The organism is Brevundimonas sp. (assembly GCF_965227765.1).
GTDB lineage: Bacteria > Pseudomonadota > Alphaproteobacteria > Caulobacterales > Caulobacteraceae > Brevundimonas.
This window is the reverse complement of sequence record NZ_OZ245778.1, coordinates 2,468,740-2,487,663: the sequence shown is the minus strand read 5'-3', so window position 1 is coordinate 2,487,663 and position 18,924 is coordinate 2,468,740. Positions and strand designations below refer to the sequence as shown.

The 18,924-nt window shown below is 67.3% G+C and carries 16 protein-coding genes; 13 read left to right on the top strand and 3 right to left on the bottom strand.

Features of this window, described 5'->3' with window-relative positions; genetic code table 11:
- Positions 1-21: 21 nt before the first annotated feature.
- Entirely contained in the window at positions 22-2,172 is a 2,151-nt protein-coding gene (locus tag ACO05L_RS12000; RefSeq protein ID WP_421729403.1) for a S9 family peptidase, read from the top strand.
- Positions 2,169-3,563 (top strand): amidase family protein, encoded by a 1,395-nt coding sequence (locus ACO05L_RS11995; protein ID WP_421729402.1) that lies wholly within the window; start codon positions 2,169-2,171, stop codon positions 3,561-3,563. Before ACO05L_RS12000 ends, ACO05L_RS11995 begins: the two co-directional genes overlap by 4 nt.
- On the opposite strand, the gene ACO05L_RS11990 is transcribed toward ACO05L_RS11995, so the two are convergent.
- Positions 3,560-4,345 carry an AraC family transcriptional regulator gene (locus tag ACO05L_RS11990; RefSeq protein ID WP_421729401.1) on the bottom strand — a complete coding sequence of 262 codons (786 nt, stop codon included), beginning with the start codon at positions 4,343-4,345 and terminating at the stop codon, positions 3,560-3,562. The genes ACO05L_RS11995 and ACO05L_RS11990 overlap by 4 nt on opposite strands.
- Before the next feature lie 115 nt (positions 4,346-4,460).
- Between ACO05L_RS11990 and ACO05L_RS11985 the strand changes: the two genes are divergently transcribed.
- The 6 genes from ACO05L_RS11985 to ACO05L_RS11960 all read left to right on the top strand — a co-directional run bounded on the left by ACO05L_RS11985 (position 4,461) and on the right by ACO05L_RS11960 (position 10,238).
- Entirely contained in the window at positions 4,461-5,447 is a 987-nt protein-coding gene (locus ACO05L_RS11985) for an alpha/beta hydrolase (RefSeq protein ID WP_421729400.1), read from the top strand.
- Positions 5,448-5,529: 82 nt separating this feature from the next.
- Complete coding sequence (locus tag ACO05L_RS11980) at positions 5,530-6,480, top strand: rhodanese-related sulfurtransferase (RefSeq protein ID WP_421731687.1); 951 nt, start codon at positions 5,530-5,532, stop codon at positions 6,478-6,480.
- 55 nt (positions 6,481-6,535) lie between these two features.
- A complete protein-coding gene (locus tag ACO05L_RS11975; protein ID WP_421729399.1) occupies positions 6,536-7,462 on the top strand; it encodes a DUF4232 domain-containing protein in 927 nt (308 codons plus the stop codon).
- A 74-nt stretch (positions 7,463-7,536) separates the two neighbouring features.
- Positions 7,537-8,736 carry a glycine C-acetyltransferase gene (locus ACO05L_RS11970; protein ID WP_421729398.1) on the top strand — a complete coding sequence of 400 codons (1,200 nt, stop codon included), beginning with the start codon at positions 7,537-7,539 and terminating at the stop codon, positions 8,734-8,736.
- A 12-nt stretch (positions 8,737-8,748) separates the two neighbouring features.
- On the top strand, positions 8,749-9,789 hold the full coding sequence (gene tdh / locus ACO05L_RS11965) for an L-threonine 3-dehydrogenase (RefSeq protein WP_421731686.1): 1,041 nt from the start codon (positions 8,749-8,751) through the stop codon (positions 9,787-9,789).
- Positions 9,790-9,803: 14 nt separating this feature from the next.
- Entirely contained in the window at positions 9,804-10,238 is a 435-nt protein-coding gene (locus ACO05L_RS11960) for an RrF2 family transcriptional regulator (RefSeq protein ID WP_421729397.1), read from the top strand.
- Here ACO05L_RS11960 and ACO05L_RS11955 read toward each other — a convergent pair.
- The gene (locus tag ACO05L_RS11955) at positions 10,216-12,624 is read right to left on the bottom strand and encodes a TonB-dependent receptor (protein ID WP_421729396.1); all 2,409 of its coding nucleotides are present in this window, start codon (positions 12,622-12,624) and stop codon (positions 10,216-10,218) included. The two genes, ACO05L_RS11960 and ACO05L_RS11955, sit on opposite strands and share 23 nt — an antisense overlap.
- Positions 12,625-12,747: 123 nt before the next feature.
- Positions 12,748-13,776, bottom strand: coding sequence for a DNA topoisomerase IB (locus tag ACO05L_RS11950; protein WP_421729395.1), 1,029 nt, complete (start codon positions 13,774-13,776; stop codon positions 12,748-12,750).
- A 92-nt stretch (positions 13,777-13,868) separates the two neighbouring features.
- On the opposite strand from ACO05L_RS11950, the gene rlmJ reads away from it, so the two are divergent.
- The 5 genes from rlmJ (at position 13,869) to ACO05L_RS11925 (ending at position 18,921) form a co-directional block, all read left to right on the top strand.
- Positions 13,869-14,681, top strand: coding sequence for a 23S rRNA (adenine(2030)-N(6))-methyltransferase RlmJ (gene rlmJ / locus ACO05L_RS11945; protein ID WP_421729394.1), 813 nt, complete (start codon positions 13,869-13,871; stop codon positions 14,679-14,681).
- Between the two features lie 47 nt (positions 14,682-14,728).
- A complete protein-coding gene (locus tag ACO05L_RS11940) occupies positions 14,729-15,313 on the top strand; it encodes a TetR/AcrR family transcriptional regulator (RefSeq protein WP_421729393.1) in 585 nt (194 codons plus the stop codon).
- Entirely contained in the window at positions 15,310-17,004 is a 1,695-nt protein-coding gene (locus tag ACO05L_RS11935; RefSeq protein WP_421729392.1) for an MFS transporter, read from the top strand. The genes ACO05L_RS11940 and ACO05L_RS11935 overlap by 4 nt, the downstream gene beginning before the upstream one ends.
- A gap of 8 nt (positions 17,005-17,012) precedes the next feature.
- Positions 17,013-18,128, top strand: a complete 1,116-nt coding sequence (locus tag ACO05L_RS11930; RefSeq protein WP_421729391.1) for an HlyD family secretion protein — start codon at positions 17,013-17,015, stop codon at positions 18,126-18,128.
- A 136-nt stretch (positions 18,129-18,264) separates the two neighbouring features.
- Entirely contained in the window at positions 18,265-18,921 is a 657-nt protein-coding gene (locus ACO05L_RS11925) for a hypothetical protein (protein WP_421729390.1), read from the top strand.
- The last annotated feature ends 3 nt before the right edge of the window (positions 18,922-18,924 follow it).

Genomic DNA, 18,924 nt, shown 5'->3' with positions numbered 1-18,924 from the left:
TATCGGGTCGGGAGCGATAAGATGAACCGGCGGCAGCTTCTGATCACCGCGGCGGCCGCCGCGTTCTCTCCTCGCATAGCGCATGCTCAGGACGCCGGGGCCGTCGCGCCGCCCGTGACCGAGATCCGGCCGCACCGGATCGAGCAACTCGGGCGGGTGCGGATCGACAACTACGCCTGGCTGCGCGATCCCAACTGGGCCGAGGTTCAGCGCGACACCTCGAAGATGCAGCCCGATATCCGTGCCCATCTGGACGACGAAAACCGCTACGCCGATGCGGTGCTGGCCCCGACGCAGGCCAGGCAGCGCGCCTTTGCCGAGGCGATGGCGGCCATGGCCGTGGGCGACATCCAGGCTCCGGCCACGGTTGACGGACCCTGGGCCTATTACCGCTATGTCCGGCCCGGCGAGGATCATACGGTCCACGCGCGCCGGCCTGTCGGCGGCGGCGATGAGCAGATCCTGCTGGACGAGCAGGCCCGGTCCGTGGGGCAGGCCTATTACCGGATCCTTCAGCCGCAACACAGCCCGGACCACAGCCTGTTCGTCTGGGCCGAGGATACCGAGGGTGGGGACCGTCACCGGATCTGTGTCCACGACCTGACGACGGGCCAGGTCACCGTCTCCGACAACGCCGACGCCTATGGCTGGGAGGGTCTGACGGTGTCGCCGGACTCGCAGTGGCTGTTCTGGATCTGGCGCGATCCGCTCAGCCGGCCGGCCAAGGTCTTCCGCCGTCCGGCGCGGGGCGGCGAGGATGTGCTGGTCTATCACGAGCAGGATCCGGCGCTGTTCATGTCGGTGGGCCGGACCAAGGCCAAGAGCCATGTCACGATCCGCATCCAGGGGCCGGACCTGGACGAATGGCGGCTGATCCCCGCGGCGGACCCCAGCGCCGAACCCATGCTGGTCGAGCCGCGCCAGGTCGGGCTGCACTATCAGGTCGAGAGCTGGAACGGCGATCTGGTCATCCTGACCGACGCCGACGACGCCATCGACGGGCGTCTGATGCGCGCCTCCGTGGAGGCTCCGGGGCGGGCCAACTGGCGCGACTGGGTCGCCCATTCGGCCGGGACGCACCTGCTGGAGATGCACCCGTTCGAGAGCCATTTCGTGCGGCTGCAACGGCGTGACGGGCGACTGGAGCTGGTGGCCTCGCCCCGGGACGGCGGCGCGGATGCGCTGATCGCCTTCGACGAGCCCGCCTATGCCCTGTCGGTCGAGCCGGGCCAGGCGTTCGACAGCACAGCGCTGCGGGTCATCCTGCAGTCGCCCCGCCTGCCGCGTCAGTGGATCGACTGCGACCTGAGCGATGGCGAGCGGACGGTCGTCCAGACCCAGGGCGTCGGCGCCGGATACAATCCTGCCGACTATGAGGTCCGTCGTCTGGAAGCCCCAGCATCGGACGGCCAGACCGTGCCGGTGACCGTGCTGATGAAGCGCGGTGCGGCCCTCGACGGCGCGGCGCCCCTGCTGATCTACGGCTATGGCGCCTATGGGGTGAACAGCGAGGCCGAGTTCTCCATCCCCAACCTGGCCCTGGTCGATCAGGGCTGGATCTACGCCATCGCCCATGTGCGCGGCGGATCGGAGAAGGGCAGGGGCTGGTTCCTGGACGGGCGCCGGTTCAACAAGCGCAACAGCTTCACCGACTTCAACGCCTGCGCTGAACATCTGATCGCCCAGGGCTATGGCGCCAAGGGCCGGGTCGCCGGCTATGGCCTGTCCGCCGGGGGTCTGCTGGTCGGGGGCGCGGTCAATCTGCGGCCCGACCTCTACGGCGCCATCATCGCCCAGGTGCCGTTCGTGGACATGCTGAACACCATGAGCGACGCCGACCATCCGCTGGTCCCGGCCTTCCGTCCCGACTGGGGCGATCCGCTGGCCGACCCCGTGGCCTATGACTACATCGCTTCCATCTCGCCCTACGAGAACGTGACGGCCCAGGCCTATCCGCCGATCCTGGCGACGGCGGGCATCCGCGACAACCGGGTCAGCTATTGGGAGCCGGGCAAGTGGGTGGCGAACCTGCGGGCCCACACGACCGGCTCTGCGCCGATCCTGTTCCGCATCGACATGGCCGCGGGCCACCAGGCCGCATCGGGCCTGTCGGACCAGTTCCGCCAGATGAGCCTGTTCTGGGCCTTCGCCGACCAGAGCCTGAAGGCATGACGCGCGACGAGGCCTTCGTGCTCGGACGGCTGGACGGGCATGGTCAATCGGCCCTGATGCGCAGGGGCGAGGTCACGAGCAGCGAATTGGTCGAGGCCGCCATCGTGCGGATCGAGGCGCTGGACCCCCAGATCAAGGCCGTCAGCGCCAAGGACTTCGAGCGGGCGCGCACACGTGCGACAGCGCCCCAGCCTGATGGGCCTCTGGCGGGCGTGCCCTATCTGCTGAAGGATTCGCTGTCCTATCCCGGCATGGTCGGGCGAGGCGGCTCGGCCAGCACGTCGTCGCAGCCTGCGACGAAAGCCTGGCCCTATACCGAGCGTCTGGATGAAGCGGGGCTGATCCCCTTGGGCAAGTCGGCCATGCCGGAGTTTGGCCTGCTGGGCGTGACCGAGCCTCTGATCGGACCGATCACCCGGAATCCATGGCAGGCCGGGCGCTCGCCGGGCGGGTCCAGCGGTGGGGCGGCGGCGGCCGTGGCGTCGGGCATGCTTCCCCTGGCGCACGGTTCGGACGGGGCAGGCTCGATCCGCATCCCGGCCTCGGCCTGTGGGCTGGTGGGCTTAAAGCCTGGGCGGGGAACGACCGTGAGGGTGCGCTCGCGCCATGTGATCGAGGACCTTCTGGTCGGTGATGGCCTGATGTCGCGCAGCGTGCGCGACGTGGAGGCCGGCTTTGCCCTGGGCCATCCGGCGCGGCCTTCGGTGGTTGAGCGGGCGTCCTCGCGGCGGCTGCGCATCGCGGTCAGCACCCGCGCACTGTCGGGTGAGGTCTGCGCCCCCGAACTGGCGGCCGTCACCCAACGGGCGGCGGATTTGTGCGCCGATCTGGGCCACCATGTCGAATGGGCCGAGCCCGATATCGATGGGCCGGCGGCGGACGCGGCCGAACGCACCCTGTGGTCACACATCGGCGCAGACTGCGTCGACGCCGCGCGCGCGTCGGGCCGTGACCCGGAGGCGGTTCTTGAACCCTGGACCCTCTGGCTTGGTCGTCACGCCCACAGCCTGACGACGGATCAGCTCGAAGCCGCCTATGGTCAACTCGCGGCTCTGCCCCGACAGCTCGAGGGCTTCTTCCGGACGTTCGACGTGTTCCTGACCCCGACCCTCAGCCACCTGCCGCCGATGATCGGAGAGATGGCGCCGACCGTGGACGGCGAGCTGTTGATGCAGCGGATGTTCGGTTGGCTGGGCTTCACGCCCTTGCAGAATTTGGCGGGAACCCCCGCGATCAGCCTGCCACTGTTCGAGGCTGAGACCCTGCCCGCAGGCAGTATGTTTGCAGCGGATCGAGGCTGCGAGGATCTGTTGCTGGGCCTGGCGTTCGAACTGGAACAGGCGGCGCCCTGGGCCGATCGCTGGCCGGGACTGTCAGTCGGCCAGTCCTAGGTAGACTGTTCGAAGTAATGGCTGGGGGCGACGCCGAAGGCTCGGTGGAACATGGCGGTGAAGGCGCTGGGGCTGTTGTAGCCAACGTCAAAGGCCACTGACGTCACCGACCGTCCCAATGACAGCAGGGACAGGGCCTCGGCCAGCCGGACCTGCTGGCGCCATTCGCTGAAGCTGATGCCGGTTTCCTTGCGGAAGGTACGGGTAAAGGTCCGGCGCACCATGCCCGCGGCGTCGGCCAGCCTGTCCAGGTCATCCTCTTGCGCCGGGTCCTGCATGACGGCGCGGCAGACCTTCAGCAGGCGGGGGTTGCTCGGCATCGGGACGTGCAGGGCGGATGCGGGGTGTTCGACCGCCTCGGCGATCTCGTCCAGGATCAGCGCCATGATCCGCCCGTCGCGACCGTCCAGATCATATTCGACCGACAGATTGCAGGCTTCCAGGATCAGTTCGCGCAGCAGGGGCGATATCTTGAGCGTCTGACAGCGGTTGGGCAGGCGCGCATCGGCGCCGGGTTCGACGTATAGTGTCCGCAACGACACCGCGCCTCGGCACAACGCCTCGTGTCGCACGCCAGACGGCATCCAGACGCCGCGCTGGGGCGGGATGGTGAAGCTGGCGTCATCGGTCACGACCGACATCACGCCCGAACTCGCGTAAAGCAACTGCGCCCGCGTGTGCGAATGCGGAGGGTCGATGAAGTTGGCGGGATACTCGTCCACCAGCACCGCAATGGGCCGGGTGACGTGTTGATAATCCTCGCCTCTGGTGCTTCTGGGCATATGGCCCAATCTAGACGATTGCGGATCGGTTGGCGATAGCGCGCCAAGCGATGTCGGTTACACTGTCGCCTCTTGGCGAGCGACGAAGCCCGCGGAAATACAGGCGAAAATCTTCATGGCGCACGAGTGGGCGACGCTGAACGGCACGGATGTGGACCCCGATATTCGCCGGTTCATCGACGAAACCAGCGCCGAGTACGCCCGCCATCCGTTGCTGTCGTCCCTGTCCATCCCCGAAGCCCGCAAGGTCGCCGAGGCGGTTCGCGCGCCCTGGACCGCCGGTGGTCCGGTCATGCACAGCACTGTCGAACAGACTGTCCCCACGCCGCATGGTCCTGTCCGCGTGCGGATCCACAATCCTTCGGCCCGCGCCGACAAGCCCGCCCTGATCTATGTCCACGGCGGCGGCTGGACGCTGTTCAGCCTCGACACCCATGACCGGCTGATGCGCGAGTACGCGGCGCGCGCGGACGTTGTCGTGATCGGCGTGGACTACGACCTGTCTCCCGAGGTCCGTTTTCCCGTCGCGCTGGAACAGGTCGTTGCGGTGGTGCGCTGGGCCTCGAAGCAGGCCCAGACTCTGGGCATCGACGCCACGCGGCTGGCGCTGGGCGGTGATTCGGCCGGCGGCAACATGACCTTCACGGCCGCTTTGATGCTGCGTGACGCGGGCGAAGGCGGGCTGCTGAAGGCGCTGCTGCTCAACTACGCGGTGCTGAACGCCGAGACCTCGGACGAGTATCACGCCCGGTTCGGGGGGGAGGGCTATATGCTGGCCAGCGACGAGATGGAGGCCTTCTGGGCCAACTATCTCAGCGCGCCGTCCGACCGAGCCAATCCGCTGGTGTCGCCGATGCTGGCGGATGTCGCGGGACTGCCGCCGGTGTTTCTGGCCATCCCGGAATGTGACCTGCTGACGGGCCAGAGCCTGGACATGGAGCGCCGCCTGATCGCGGCGGGCGTGCCGGTCCAGTCGCGGATCTATCAGGGGGCGACGCACAGTTTCCTGGAGGCCGTGTCCATCGCCCCAGTGGCGGATCGGGCGTTCCAGGACGCCAGCGAGTGGCTGCGCGACACGTTGATTCAGGCTTCTCGCGGCTGAAGCTGCCTTAGGGCTTCGCATCCGGGGGTGAAGTCGCGCTAGAAGCGGTTCGCCCTTCGCCGAATGTTCGCCCATGCCTCCGATCCAGCCCATCCGTATCGCCGCCCTCTATCGTTTCGCCTCGATCGGCGACCGTGAAGTCGTGCGCGACCGGTTGGAGGCGGCCTGTCGGGACAATGATGTGCTCGGCACGCTTTTGGTGGCGCATGAGGGGCTGAACGGCACCATCGCCGGTCCGGCCGACGGGATCGCAGCCGTGCTGGCCGACATCCGCAGCCTGCCGGGGTTCGAGGCGACCGAAGCCAAGATGTCGAGCGCCGACAGCCCGCCTTTCCATCGGCTGAAGGTGCGGATCAAGGCCGAGATCGTCACCATGGATCAGCCGGACATCGACCCGGTCGAGGGCGTCGGCGCCTATGTCGCGCCTCAGGACTGGAACGCGCTGATCTCGGACCCCGCCACCGTCGTCATCGACACACGCAACGATTACGAGGGCGAGATCGGGGCCTTTGCGGGCGCCGTCCAGCCTAACACCCGCACCTTCCGCGAGTTCGCCGATTGGTTCCGGGGCGAGGGACGGGCGCTGCTGGATCGGCCCGAACCCGTGACGGTCGCCATGTACTGCACCGGCGGCATCCGTTGCGAGAAGGCGACGGCCTTCCTGAAGTCCGAGGGCGTCGCCGATGTGCGTCACCTGCACGGCGGCATCCTGCGCTATCTGGAGACCGTGCCCGAACAGGACAGCCTGTGGCAGGGCGACTGCTTCGTGTTCGACGAGCGGGTCTCGGTCGGTCATGGCCTGAGCGTCGGCGAGCACAGCCTGTGTCGCGCCTGCCGGATGCCGGTCAGCGCCGAGGGGCGGGCCTCGCCTCTGTTCGTCGAGGGCGTGTCCTGCGCCCGCTGCCACGCCGACCGCACCGACGCCCAGCGCCAGGGCTATGCCGAACGCCAGAAACAGGTGGCGCTGGCCGAGCAACGGGGCGAGGCTCACATCGCCGCCGCGCTTCCACCGGCCAAACCGGCGCCGGGCTGACAAGCGGAGCCTTTGGCGGCAGGCGGCGTTAGGTCCGCGAACAGCAGAGGTCGTCATGATCCCCACCCGCACCGCCGCAGCCCTGTCCTTTGCAGCCTTGTCCTGCGCCGCCATGTTGGCCGCCTGTTCTCCCGATGCGCCGGAGACGCCCGCGCCGTCGCAGGCGCCGCCCGTCGCAGCCCCCACGCCGGCGACACCCGCGGTCGGATACGCCTGCGAAAGCGGCAAGACCGTCTCGGTTCAGTATCCCGACACCTCCAGCGCCATCCTGACCTATGGCGGCCAGACCCTGATGCTGCAGACCGCCCGGTCGGCCAGCGGGGCGCGCTATTCCGGTTCGGGCGTCGAATGGTGGACCGCCGCGCGAGGCGGGCAGGAGACGGCCACGCTCAGCCGCCTGGGGCCCGATCAGGATGTCGGGGTCGCCGTGCTGGAGCGGTGCAGCCGACCGACGCCTGCGGCCGAGATCCCGGCTGGACCGCTGCCCACACCGATCCCTGCGCCGGGCGGAGTCCTGCCGGCCGCGACGGCCTGCACCAGCAATCAGCTCAAGCTCTCGGCCGAGGGCGGCGACGCGGGCATGGGCAATCGCGTTTCCGTGCTGGGCGTTCAGAACGTCGGCCCCCAGGCGTGCAGCCTGACCGGCTATCCGACCATCACCCTGCTGGACGGCCGCGGCCGGGCCATGACCGCCATCCGCAGCGAGCGTAATCCGGGCAACTATTTCCGCGCCGGAACCGCGCCCACGCCGGTCAATCTGGCGCCCCAGGCCAAGGGCTATTTCGATATCGCATGGAACGTGGTGCCGAATGAGGGGCAGGGCGAGACCGCCTGTCCGTCCGCCGCCACGGTGCGGTTCGCGGCGCCCGGCGACACCGCCGTCGTGACCCTGGCCCAGGCCTTCACCCCCTGCGGCGGGCGGGTCCGCGTCAGCCCCATCCGGCCCGTGCCCGAAGACAGCGGCGCTCCCGCCACCGCCTGAGGATCAGCGGCGTCTTCGACTGGCGCTGTCGCTGAAATGGGCGTAACCGGCGGATCAAACCGCGACGAGGACCCATGTCGACAGAATCCACGGATTTCCACGCCCGCATCGCCGCCGAACTGGCCGACATCGACGCGCAAGGCCTGACCAAGCCCGAGCGGATCATCGCCTCGCGTCAGGGGCCGGAGATCGAGGTCGGTGGGCGCAAGGTGCTGAACTTCTGCGCCAACAACTATCTGGGTCTGGCCGGGGCTCAACGGATCGTGGATGCGGCCAATGCGGCCTCCGAACGGCGCGGCGGCGGGACGGCCTCGGTGCGTTTCATCTGCGGCACGCTGGACATCCACAAGGAACTCGAGCGGTCGATCGCCGACTATCTGGGCTTCGAGGACGCCATCCTCTTCGCCGCCGCGTTCGACGCCAACGGCGGCCTGTTCGAGCCTCTGTTCGGGGCCGAGGACGCCATCGTCTCCGACAGCCTGAACCACGCCTCGATCATCGACGGGGTGAGGTTGTGCAAGGCCAAGCGCTATCGCTTCGCCACCTCGGACATGGACGATCTGGAGACCCAGCTGAAGGCGGCGCGGGCCGAGGGCGTGCGCAACATCGTCATCGCCACCGACGGCGCCTTCTCGATGGACGGCTATATCGCCAAGCTGAAGGACATCCGGGCTCTGGCCGACAAGTACGACGCCCTGATCATGGTCGACGACTGCCATGCCACGGGCTTCCTGGGACCGCAGGGGCGGGGGTCCTTCGCCCACCACGGCGTCGAGATCGACTTCCTGAGCGGCACCTTCGGCAAGGCCCTGGGCGGGGCCATGGGCGGCTTCATCTGCGCCTCGGCCTCGGTGGTGCAACTGCTGAAGCAGCGGGCGCGGCCCTATCTGTTCTCCAACGCCCTGGCGCCCAGCATCTGCGGCGCCTCGATGGAAGCCATCCGCATCGCGCAGGGGTCCGAGGGCGACGCCCTGAGGACGCAACTGACGGCCAACGCCCAACGCTATCGCGCGGCGATGACCGAAGCCGGTTTCGACCTGCTGCCCGGCGAGCATCCGATCATCCCCGTCATGCTGGGTGACGCCAAACTGGCCCAGACGCTGGCGGCGCGGATGCTGGAGCTGGGCGTCTATGTCATCGGCTTCTCTTTCCCGGTGGTGCCGCGCGGCGCCGCGAGGATCCGCACGCAGATGTCGGCGGCGCATACATTCGAACAGATCGATCGCACGGTTGCTGCGTTCAAACAGGCTGGCGCAGAATTGGGAGTGATCTAGATGTCGAACACCATGAAAGCCCTGGCCAAGATGCGGCCCGAGATCGGTCTCGAACTGATCGACGCGCCCATCCCCGTCGCAGGTCCCGAGGACGTGCTGATCCGGGTGAAGCGGACGGCGGTCTGCGGCACCGATATCCACATCTGGAACTGGGACGAGTGGTCCCAGAAGAACGTGCCGACGCCGATGATCACCGGCCACGAATTCTCCGGCGAGATCGTTGCCATCGGCTCGGACGTGAACCGGCCGCTGAAAATCGGTCAGCGGGTCTCGGCGGAGGGTCATGTCATCGACCTGAACTCGGAAGCCGCGCGCGCCGGGCATTTCCATCTGGACCCGCATACGCGCGGCATCGGCGTGAACCGTCAGGGCGCCTTTGCCGAGTTCGTCGTGGCGCCGGCCTTCAACGTCATCGAACTGCCCGACGACGTGTCGGACGATGTGGCCTCCATGCTCGATCCGTTCGGCAATGCGGTGCACACGGCCCAGCAGTTCGACCTGTTGGGCGAGGATGTGCTGGTCACGGGCGCAGGCCCCATCGGCATGATGGCTGCGGCCGTGGCGCGTCACGCCGGGGCGCGCACCGTCGTGCTGACCGACATCAACGACTTCCGCCTGGATCTGGCCCAGAAGGTCGCGCCGGGCGTCCGCACGGTGAACACGACCAAGGAAGATCTGCACGACGTCATGCACGAGCTGGGCCTCAAGGTCGGGTTCGACGTGGCGCTGGAGATGTCGGGCTCGCCCATCGCCTTCAAGCAGTGCGTCGACACCCTGATCATGGGCGGCGGCATGGCCATGCTGGGCATTCCGTCCAGGCCGATGGAGACCGATTGGGGCGCGATCATCCTCAAGGCCCTGACCATAAAGGGCGTCTATGGGCGCGAGATGTTCACCACCTGGCGCAAGATGCTGGGCCTGCTGAAGGCGGGTCTGGATCTGGAGCCGCTGATCACCCACCGCATGGCCTATGACCGCTACGCAGAGGGTTTCGAGGCCATGAAGTCGGGTCAGTCGGGCAAGGTCGTGCTGGACTGGGAGAAGGCGGCGTGATTTCAGCTTAAGCCATGCTGTCCGATACCGCCCGTTACGCCGTTCGCGCCCTGATCGTGCTGGCCCAGCGCGCGCCCGATTCCGTCTCGATCCTTGAGGTCGCGGGGGCGGCGGGCGCGCCGCGCAAATATCTGGAGGCGATCCTGCTGCGGTTGAAGCGGGATGACATCCTGTCCAGCACGCGGGGCAGGGCGGGCGGTTACCGCCTGGCGCGGGCCGCCGACCAGATCACCGTCGCCGACATCATCCGCAGCATGGACGGGCCGCTGGCCCTGGCGCCCTGCGCGTCGCGGACCCGCTACGCCGCCTGCAACGACTGCGTCGATGTGGAAGCGTGCCGCATCCGCGACGTCCTTCTGGAGGGCCGCGACGCTCTTGCCGAAGTGCTAGAGCGCCGCACCCTCGCCGATCTGGCGGAGACGCCCGCTAGTACCGTGCCCGTAGCGTAAGGCCGACCGTGCGCGGATCGCCGGGGTTGCCGATGACCAGGCCCGAGTTGCCGGACTGGACGCTGACGAACTGCAGATAGTCCTCGTCGAACGCGTTCTTGACGAAGACGAAGGCTTCCCAGCCGCTCTCGGCGCGGAAACCGGCGCGCAGGTTGACCAGCCCATAGCCGTCGATCTCGGTGTATTTCGAGGCCGAGGCGTCGGAGTTGTAGGTCGAGCGATAGCTGGCGTCGGCGCCGAAATAGGCCTCGCCCGGCCGGCCCAGCAGGGTGGTGTCGGCGTGGAACTCGCCGCCCAGCGAACCGGCCCAGGGCGAAACGCCGGGCAACTCCTTGCCGCTGAGATCGCAGGCCACGGTCGTCGAACCGATCAGTTCCAGCGGGCAGGGGCCGTTGGCGAAGGAGGCGTACTCCGCATCCGTCCATGACACATTGGCATAGAGGTCCAGGTGTTCGTTCGGCCGGGCGAAGGCGTCCAGTTCGACGCCGCGGATCTCGACCTTCTCGGCATTGGCCAGATAGCCGCGCAGCGAGCCCGGGCCGGTGTCGACGACATTGGCCTGATAGTCCTCGACCACGGTGTTGTAGATGGCGAAGTTTGTCGTCAGGCGCCGCTCGAACGCCTGGGCCTTGAGTCCGAACTCCCAGGTCTCCACGGCTTCGGGATCGACCACGGCGTTGGTCAGGGACGGCGACCCGTCCGGCAGGTTGGGGATGCCCGCCATGTTGATGCCGCCCGACTTGTAGCCCCGCGCATAGCTGACATAGGCCAGCACGTCGTCGGTCACGTCATAGGACAGGGCGACCTGGCCCGAGACGTCCGAGTCGTCAAAGGCGGCGGCATAGGCCTGGGGCCTGGCCACGCCCTTGCGGCGCGTGTCCTCGTTCGAGCCGGGGACCACGACCGAACCGCCGGTGACGGTGGCGGCGTATTCGCCTTCCTTGTCCTCATAGGTGTAGCGAAGGCCTGGCGTCAGATGCCAGCGGTCGGTGATGTTCCAGGTGAACTGACCATAGGCGGCGTAGGACTTGGTGTTGATCTTGGAGTCGTTGAACACCGTGTATCCGTCCAGCAGGGCGTCTGGCAGGCCCTGGGTCGGCAGCAGCCAGTAGCTGGCGTCGGCGCCGTATTCGGTGACGCCGTGGGTCTCCACGGTCTGGTCAAAGAAATACAGACCGGCGGTCCAGTCGATGCGGTTATTGCCGTTGGAGGACAGGCGCAGCTCCTGGCTGAACTGGTTCTGTTCGGACGGGTTGGCCGACTGACGGACGATGTCGAGGGCGGTGTAGTCGCGATCGTTCTCCGGGCCCCATTTCCAGTCGCGGTATGCGCTGATGGAGGTCAGGGTGAAGGCGCCGAAATCATAGTCGACAATCGCCGAGACGCCGCGGTGACGCTGGTCCGCCTGGATGCCGGAATCGACGTCCGAGATGCGGTCGCGCCAGTCCAGGCTGCCGGGCGTATAGCCGCGACCGGCGGCCAGGGCCTCAAACTGCTGGCCTGCGGGCTTCAGGGTCTCGCCGGCGGTGACAAAGACCTGCGTGCAGCAGACGGGCGACTGTTCCGAATAGTCGCCGTAGAGGCGGACCTGAAGTTGCTCTGTCGGCTGGTACAGCAGCTGGCCGCGCAGGCTCCAGCTGTCCTGCGAGTTCTGCGCCTCGCCGGTAGTGACATTGTCCAGCAGGCCGTCGCGCTCGGTCTTCACGAACGACAGGCGACCGGCCAGGGTCTCGGCGATCAGGGGACCGGACACCGTGCCCTTGAACTGGAACAGGCCATAGTCGCCAACCGTGACCTCGCCCTGGGCCTCGGGGGTGAAGGAGGCGGCGCGGGTGGTGATGTTCAGGGCGCCGGCGGTGGTGTTCTTGCCGAACAGAGTGCCCTGGGGCCCCCGCAGGATCTCGATCCGGTCGATGTCGACGAAGTCGAGCGTCGCGGTCGCCGGGCGGCCGTAATAGACCTGATCGACATAGATGCCGACGCCCTGTTCCAGACCGTCGTTGGCCAGGCCGTAGCTGGCGCCCAGGCCACGGATGGTGATGGCGGTGTTGCGCGGGTTGGAGGTCAGCAACTGCACCGAGGGGGCTAACTGGGTGACCTGGCCGACGTTATAGGCGCCGGTGCGGTTCAGCAGTTCCTCGTTCACGACCGTCAGGGCGATGGGCACGTCCTGGGCGCGTTCGTTGCGACGGCGCGCGGTGACGACGATGTCGCCGACGCTGGCGAAGCTGGGATCGGTGACCGGTCGTGCGCTCTGGGCAGGCGCATCGGGCGCAGTCGCAGCGATATCGGTCTCGGCAGCCGCAGGTGCGCCGATGGCGCAGATCGCGAGGGTGGACACCGCCGCCATCAGACCGGATCGGGGGGAGAGTTTCGAGATAGGCATGGGATTTCCTGCAGCCGCGTCGTGCGGCCCCATGACGGTCGCATTTAAATCCTATCTGTACAGTCGAGATTTACTGTCGAGTGATTGCAGTTTTTCGACAGACAGCGTTTTGGTTTTTGAAATCTATGACTTGAGGGCTTTCAGAAGCGCCTTTTCGAAGCCTGCGGTATCGGAACCCGGCAGGACCTGGCCGATGCGACCCGACTGATAGAGGTCGAACACCGCCGGGTGGACATAGGAGGCGCGGCAGACGGTGGGGGTGTTGCCCAAGAGGCCGGCGACAGCCTTCACGCAGACATTGAGCTTGCGCTTCGCGTCGGTGGGAGAGGTCGGCGGCTCTGCGTCGCGCAGGGCGCGGGCGGCCGAGACCGTGCCGGCCCAGGTGCGGAAATCCTTGGCCGAGAAGCCGTCGCCCATGGCGTTGTGGATATAGGCGTTCACGTCATCCGAGGTGATCGGACACAGCTCACCGTCGGGCGTGCGGTATTTGAAGATCTGCTGGCCCGGCAGTTCGCGCAGGGACCGGACCACGGTGGCCAGTTTCCGGTCGCGGACGCTGACCTTGTGCTCCACGCCGCTCTTGCCGCGAAACTCGAAGGTCAGGGCCGCGCCGTCCACGTCGAGGTGGCGCTTGTTCAGGGTGGTCAGACCATAGGAGCGATTGGCCTTGGCGTACTGGGCGTTGCCGACCCGGATCAGGGTGATTTCCAGCAATCGGACGGCGGTGGCCAGGACCTTGTCGCGGGTGACGCCGCGCCTGGACAGGTCGGCGTCAACGCGTTTTCTCAGGCGGGGCAGGGCGCGGGCGAAGGCGGACAAGCGGTCGAACTTGGTCTCGGACCGGGCCGTGCTCCAGTCGTCGTGATAGCGGTATTGCTTGCGGCCCTTGGCGTCGCGGCCGGTGGCCTGGATATGGCCGGAGCTGCGCGGGCAGATCCATACGTCGGTCCAGGCGGGAGGAATGGCCAGGGCGTTGATGCGGGCGATGACGGCCTTGTCCTTGATCAGGGCGCCCTTGGCGTCGTGGTAGGTGAAGCCCGAGCCGCTCTTGGAGCGGCGGATGCCGGGGCTTTCGTCGCTGCAATATGTCAGGCCCTTGGGCACCTCGCGGGGGGCGGCGGGCTGGGTCGCGGAGGATTTGTGGGCGGGCATGTCGTCGTCCGATCAAGGGCTTGCGCCGAACGACTCTTCGAGGCGGGCGGTTCCGGCCTTGACCCCGGCGCGTGGGCGGGGGACGAGCCGGGATGAACTATCGACACAGCTTTCATGCCGGAAACTTCGCCGATGTGGTCAAGCACGCCCTGGTGCTCTGGCTGCTGAAGACGCGGCAGGTCGCGGGTCCCGTGACCGTGCTGGACACCCATGCGGGGGCTGGCCTGTACGACCTTGCGGGCGACGCCACGCGGTCTCGCGAGGCCGAGGCCGGGATCGCGCGCCTGATGTCGGCGGATGCGCGTCCGCCTCTGATCGAGGCCCTGGCGGCCGAGGTCGCGGCGCTGAACAGGTCAGGCGATATGCGGTGGTATCCAGGCTCGCCCATGCTGGTCGCGCGCAACCTGAGGCCTGACGATCGCTACGCCGGGTTCGAGATCAGCGGCGACGTCGCCTCCCTGCTGGTCGACAGCCTGAAACGGTATCCGAATGCGACGGGCCGGCCCGGTGATGGCTACAAGGCCGTGCTGAGCGAGGCCGCCAGCGTGTCGGCGCCCCTGGTGCTGATCGACCCCCCGTTCGAGCAGCCGGACGACTATGTGCGGGCGGCGGAGACGACGCTGGCGATCCTGAAGTCGGCCCCGAAAGCGACCGTGGCGATCTGGACGCCGATCAAGGACATGGAGACCTTCGACGGCTTCCTGCGGCGGTTGGGGCCTGCGGGTCCGACGGTGGTGGCCGAGGCGCGGCTCAGGCCCTTGCTCAACCCGATGAAGATGAACGGCTGCGCCATGGTGGTGGTCAATCCGCCCGAGGGAACGGACGAAGCGGCGGTGGAAATCTGCGGCTGGGTGGTCGAACACCTGGGCGAACAGGGCGGCCGATCGGAAATCTGGCGGCTGTAGCGGCTCGCCCCCTTGCGTAACCGGACACTTGTGTCCACTTAGCCAGAATGAGCGAAACGGCCAGAACACGGGCTCCCCGAAAGGACGCGGTCGAACGCCGCGCGGCCCTGATCGACGCCGCCGCCGCCGAGTTCGCCGAGCGCGGCTATAACGTGCCCCTGGACGCCATCGCCGAGCGGGCGGGGGTGGGGCGGGCGACCCTTTATCGGAACTTCGCCGATCGCGGCCTGCTGGCCCTGGCCGTGTTCGAGCAGAAGCTCGAGGACCTGGCGACCGGGACGCGGGCGCGAGGCGACGATCCGCAGGCCTTCTTCTGGTTCGTGGACCAACTGGCCGACCTGTTGGGCCAGAACGCGGGCCTGGATGCGGCTCTGCGCGAGCATCAGGACACGGGCGCGATGGCCCCCATGCGGCACAAGCTGGTGACGGCCGGCGCCGCTGCGCTGGAGCGGGCGCAGTCCGCCGGTCTGGTCCGTGCTGATCTGCAGCCCCAGGATATCCGCGCCATCGCCATGGTTCTGGGCGCCGGAGCCAATCGGCCCAGCGTGGACGAGCGCGATGCCTTCGGTCGGCGCATTCGCGCGTTGTTGCTGGATGGGCTGCGGACACGGCCCCCGGAAGACCGCGCATGAGCAATCCGCACGACCTGCCCAACCCCCACGACCTGCCTTGGGAAGAGTACGAAAAGACTCTTCAGCCGCACGAAAAGCCCCAGATGATGGGCTCTCCGGCCACGCCCGACCATCCGTGGCGGCGGCGCCTGCACTATGGCGCCATCGGCATTCTGGTGGCGATGACGGGCAGTCTGGGCAATGCGGTGGTGACCGCCAATATCCAGAGCCTGGCCGGGCATCTGGGCGTCACCCTGGTCGAGGCGGCGTGGCTGCCGGTGGTCTTCGTCATGACCAATGCCTGCATGAACCTATTGCTGGTCAAGTTTCGCCAGCAGTACGGCCTACAGCTGTTCGCCAAGATCATGCTGGGCGTGTTCGTCGCGGTCTGCCTCGCCAACGTCTTCGCCAGCACCTTCCAGTCCGAGCTTCTGACCCGCGCCATCGCCGGGATCGCGGGGGCGGGGATGTCGACCCTGGGGTTCCTGTATCTGATCCAGGCCTTTCCGGCGGCGCACCGGCTGAAGGGACTGATCATCGGCATCGGCCTGTCCAGTTTCGCCCTGCCGGTGGCGCGACTGACGTCGTCCCATCTGCTGGATGTCGCGGGATGGGAGGGGCTCTATTTGTCGGAGCTGGGGCTGGCTCTGCTGTCGCTGGCGGCGGTGTTCAGCCTGCGACTGCCGCCGGCGCAACGGATCAAGGCCTATGCGCCGCTGGACTTCCTGACATTCGCACTGTTCGCGCCAGGCGTGGCCCTGCTGTGTGCGGTTCTGGGCCTGGGACGACTGGTCTGGTGGACCGAGGCGGCGTGGATCGGCTGGGCCCTGATCGGGTCGATCCTGTTGCTGAGCGCCGCATTTTTTGTCGAGTTCAACCGCTCCAAACCGCTGATCGACCTGAAATGGCTGGGCGGCGCCGACCTGATCCGACTGATCCTGGCCATCCTGCTGCTGCGGGTCGTGTTGTCGGAACAGACGTCGGGCTCTGTCGGGTTCCTGCAACAGATGGGGTTGGGGCTGGATCAACTGCACGGCCTGTTCTGGGTCATCCTGCTCGCCATGATCGCTGGCACGGCGGTCAGCGCCCTCAGTCTGAACATGGCCAAGCTCTACAAGCCGATCGCCATCGCCCTGGCCCTGATCGCGGTCGGAGCCTTTATCGACAGCCATGCGACAGTGCTGACGCGCCCTGCAAACCTGTATTTCAGCCAGGCCCTGCTGGCCTTCGCCTCGGCCCTGTTTATCGGTCCGGCGCTGATGATCGGCATCGTCCAGGTGCTGACCAAGGCGCCCCAGAACATCGTCAGCTTCATCGTCACCTTCTCGGTGGTGCAGAACGTCGGCGGCCTGGCTGGCGGCGCCCTGGTCGGGACGGTGCAGACCATCCGCGAGAAATTCCACTCCAGCCAACTTTCCGAGAGCATCACCCTGGGCGATCCGCAGGTCGTCCTGCGGTTGCAGCAACTGGGCGGCGCCTATTCCCGGACCCAGGGCGACGCCACGCTGCGCGCTACGGACGGGCTGCAATTGCTGCAGCAGCAGGTCAGCCAGCAGGCCCATGTCCTGGCCTACAACGACGTCTTCATGCTGATCGCCGCCGCCGCCGCCATCGGTTCGGCCTGGACGACCTTCATCCATTTCCGCCCCAGAATCGAAGCCCGCCGCGCCGCGCGAAACGCCGACACGACCGTCGCCGACATGAGCCACTGAGACACCCTATGACCGACGCTACAGAAACCACAGCCGCCCCCACGACCGCCCCGGCCGGAGTGGCTCCGACGCCTTCCGGTCCCGATCCGAAAAAGCGCATCATGATCGCTGTCGTCCTGGGCGGAGTGGCTCTGATTGGCATTCTGCTGGTGCTGTTCGCCTGGAAACTGCCGCCGTTCTCTGGCGCGATCCAGCGCACGGACAACGCCTATGTCCGCGGCCAGGTGACCATCATCAGCCCGCAGGTCGCCGGATATGTCACGGCGGTCCAGGTGCAGGACTATCAGGCCGTGACCCAGGGCCAGCTTCTGGCCACAGTCGATGATCGCATCTATCGCCAGCAGCTGGAGCAGGCGACGGCCAGCCTGCATTCCGCCGAGGCCGCCCTGGCCAACTCGGCCCAGACGCAGTCGTCGGCCCAGGGGACGGTGGCGCAACGCCGGGCCTCCATCGCCGGGGCCGAGGCCGCCCTGGTTCAGGCCCAGGCCAACGCCAACCGCGCCCGCACCCTGTTCGCCGGCGGTTGGGTGGCCCAGGCCCAGGTCGACACCACCCAGGCCTCATTGCGCGCGGCACAGGCCTCTCTGGCCGAGGCGCGGGCGGTGGAGGGCGTCGCCCAGACGGGCGTCACCTCCGCCGTCGTCGGGCGGGGCTCGCTGGAGGCGGCGGTCGAGAACGCCCGCGCCCAGGTCCGGCTGGCCCAGATCAACCTGGACAACACCCGGATCACGGCCCCCAGCAACGGGCGGCTGGGCGAGGTGTCGGTGCGTGTCGGCCAGTCGGTGGCGGCGGGCACGCAACTGACGACGCTGGTGCCGCACCTGACCTGGGTGGTGGCGAACATGAAGGAGACCCAGATGCGCGACATCCGGGTCGGCCAGCCGGTCGAACTGTCGATTGACGCCCTGGGCGGCCAGGTGCTGCGCGGCCATGTGGAGCGGATTTCGCCTGCGACAGGCTCCGAGTTCAGCGTCATTCGCCCCGACAACGCCACCGGCAACTTCACCAAGGTGGCCCAGCGCGTGCCGGTGCGGATCGCGATCGACCCCGGTCAGGCCGCAGCGGAGCGGCTGGCGCCAGGGATGTCGTTGACGGCGCTGATCGATACGCGGGGCGGGCGGTAGGGACGGCTTGCCGTACCGCAGAGCGGCTCCTTTGGGGGAGGCTCTGCCTTGAACTCCCGTCAGTTGTCGGCAAGGTCGTGCCGACGACAATGCTGGCGACCTTGCTAAAGGACATACCCTCCAGCAAGGTCGTCGAATGGTCGATGCGCATACGCTGAACATCCTCACCCATGTCGCGACCGGCGGCCTGGCGCTGCTCATCGGTCTCATTCCCTTATTCAGCCGCAAGGGCGGGCGCTTGCATCGTTGGTCCGGGCGGACGACCGCAGGTCTGGGGCTTGTGGTTCTTGCCAGCGCCATTCTGGCGGTAGTCCTTTTCAAGCCGCCTGCGCCGCTGGTCGCGGCGACTCTTACAGCTGGCTATCAGTATCTAAGCGGCCTGCGGACCCTGTCGCTGACCCGGCACGGACCACGGTTCCCGGATACCTTGCTCGCGATCCTGGGCGTGGGCATGGCTCTGCTCATTGCGTTTCAGATGGGCCAGGGCAATGCGTCGTGGACACCGGCTATCGGCTATACGACGATCGGCTACCTTTTGATCATGACCGCTTATGACCTGAGCCGACCCTTGTGGGTCGGGGTCTGGTATCGGCGCGTGCGACCGCTGGATCACGGCGTGAAGATGATCGGCTTCTACTTCGCCATGCTTTCAGCCGGAGCAGGAAATCTTCTCGCTGAATGGCAACCTCTGAGCCAAGTTCTGCCTTCCGCCATCGGAATGGCCGTGATGGTGGGCTTCATTCTTTGGTATAGCTTGCACCCGATCCAACGTGGGGTGGTCAGGCAGACTTGAGAC